Annotated in this window: 1 rRNA gene; it reads right to left on the reverse strand. The window is 57.4% G+C overall.

Features of this window, described 5'->3' with window-relative positions:
* Nucleotides 1-6 precede the first annotated feature (6 nt).
* Nucleotides 7-2,669: ribosomal RNA gene (locus DQW85_RS00365) — 23S ribosomal RNA — on the reverse strand; the annotation flags it as partial.

Here is a 2,669-nt window from a genome sequence, read left to right on the forward strand (position 1 = left end):
CGCTTTGTGGTCAAGTCCTCGGCCTATTAGTACCGGTCAGCTCCACACGTTACCGCGCTTCCACCTCCGGCCTATCAACCCGGTCGTCTACCGGGAGCCTTACCCACTCTCGTGGTGGGAGACCTCATCTCAAGGCGAGCTTCCCGCTTAGATGCTTTCAGCGGTTATCCCTTCCGAACGTAGCCAACCAGCCGTGCACCTGGCGGTACAACTGGCACACCAGAGGTTCGTCCGTCCCGGTCCTCTCGTACTAGGGACAGCCCCTTTCAAGTCTCCTACGCGCGCAGCGGATAGGGACCGAACTGTCTCGCGACGTTCTAAACCCAGCTCGCGTACCGCTTTAATGGGCGAACAGCCCAACCCTTGGGACCTACTCCAGCCCCAGGATGCGACGAGCCGACATCGAGGTGCCAAACCATCCCGTCGATATGGACTCTTGGGGAAGATCAGCCTGTTATCCCCGGGGTACCTTTTAGCCGTTGAGCGACACCGCTTCCACATGCCGATGCCGGATCACTAGTCCCAGCTTTCGCTCCTGCTCGACCCGTCAGTCTCACAGTCAAGCTCCCTTGTGCACTTACACTCGACACCTGATTACCAACCAGGCTGAGGGAACCTTTGGGCGCCTCCGTTACCCTTTAGGAGGCAACCGCCCCAGTTAAACTACCCACCAGACACTGTCCCCGATCCGGATCACGGACCAGAGTTAGACGTTCAAAACGACCAGAGTGGTATTTCACCAATGACTCCACCCGAACTAGCGTCCGAGCTTCCCAGTCTCCCACCTATCCTACACAAGACGCTCCAAACGCCAATGTCAAGCTGTAGTGAAGGTCCCGGGGTCTTTCCGTCCTGCTGCGCGTAACGAGCATCTTTACTCGTAATGCAATTTCGCCGGGTCTGCGGTTGAGACAGCGGGGAAGTCGTTACGCCATTCGTGCAGGTCGGAACTTACCCGACAAGGAATTTCGCTACCTTAGGATGGTTATAGTTACCACCGCCGTTTACCGGCGCTTAAGTTCTCACCTTCGCACGATCACTCGCGCTAAGCGGTCCCCTTAACGTTCCGGCACCGGGCAGGCGTCAGTCCGTATACATCGTCTTACGACTTCGCACGGACCTGTGTTTTTAGTAAACAGTCGCTTCCCCCTGGCCACTGCGACCCCCACCAGCTTCGGAGGCACGCTCCTACACCGGCAGAGGTCCCCCTTCTCCCGAAGTTACGGGGGCAATTTGCCGAGTTCCTTAACCACAGTTCACCCGATCGCCTTAGTATTCTCTACCTGACCACCTGAGTCGGTTTAGGGTACGGGCCGCCACAACACTCACTAGAGGCTTTTCTCGGCAGCATAGGATCATCCACTTCACCACAATCGGCTCGGCATCACATCTCAGGATTCAACGCGGGGCGGATTTACCTACCCCACTCCCTACATGCTTACCCCAGGACAACCATCGCCTGGGCTGGACTACCTTCCTGCGTCACCCCATCGCTTACCTACTACCCGATCGGACCGAGCGTTCACCCTGACAGCCACCCCGAAGGGCAACCCGAGCTAAGGACTCTTAGCATCACGAGATTCGATATGGGCGCATTGAAGCGGGTACGGGAATATCAACCCGTTGTCCATCGACTACGCCTGTCGGCCTCGCCTTAGGTCCCGACTTACCCTGGGCGGATTAGCCTGCCCCAGGAACCCTTGGTCATCCGGCGCGAGGGTTTCTCACCCTCGATTCGCTACTCATGCCTGCATTCTCACTCGCACACCCTCCACAACTGGATCACTCCGCTGCTTCACCGGATGCACGACGCTCCCCTACCCACCAACACACCCACAAAAGGGGCATGCCAGTGCCACGACTTCGGCGGTGTACTTGAGCCCCGCTACATTGTCGGCGCGGAATCACTTGACCAGTGAGCTATTACGCACTCTTTCAAGGATGGCTGCTTCTAAGCCAACCTCCTGGTTGTCTCTGCGACTCCACATCCTTTCCCACTTAGCACACGCTTAGGGGCCTTAGTCGGTGATCTGGGCTGTTTCCCTCTCGACTACGAAGCTTATCCCCCGCAGTCTCACTGCCACGCTCTCACTTACCGGCATTCGGAGTTTGGCTGACGTCAGTAACCTTGTCGGGCCCATCGGCCATCCAGTGCTCTACCTCCGGCAAGAAACACGCGACGCTGCACCTAAATGCATTTCGGGGAGAACCAGCTATCACGGAGTTTGATTGGCCTTTCACCCCTACACACAGGTCATCCCCCAGGTTTTCAACCCTGGTGGGTTCGGTCCTCCACCCAGTCTTACCTGAGCTTCAACCTGCCCATGCGTAGATCACTCCGCTTCGGGTCTACAGCATGCGACTCAAACGCCCTCTTCAGACTCGCTTTCGCTACGGCTCCCCCACACGGGTTAACCTCGCCACACACCATAACTCGCAGGCTCATTCTTCAAAAGGCACGCAGTCACATCACACGCAGGCGAACCTGCGTAAGCTCCTACGGCTTGTAGGCACACGGTTTCAGGTACTCTTTCACGACCCCTCACCGGGGCACTTTTCACCTTTCCCTCACGGTACTCGTGCACTATCGGTCACCAGGGAGTATTTAGGCTTACCAGGTGGTCCTGGCAGATTCACACAGGATTTCTCGGGCCCCGTGCTACTTGGGA

It is taken from the genome of Nonomuraea lactucae, assembly GCF_003313395.1.
Lineage (GTDB): Bacteria > Actinomycetota > Actinomycetes > Streptosporangiales > Streptosporangiaceae > Nonomuraea > Nonomuraea lactucae.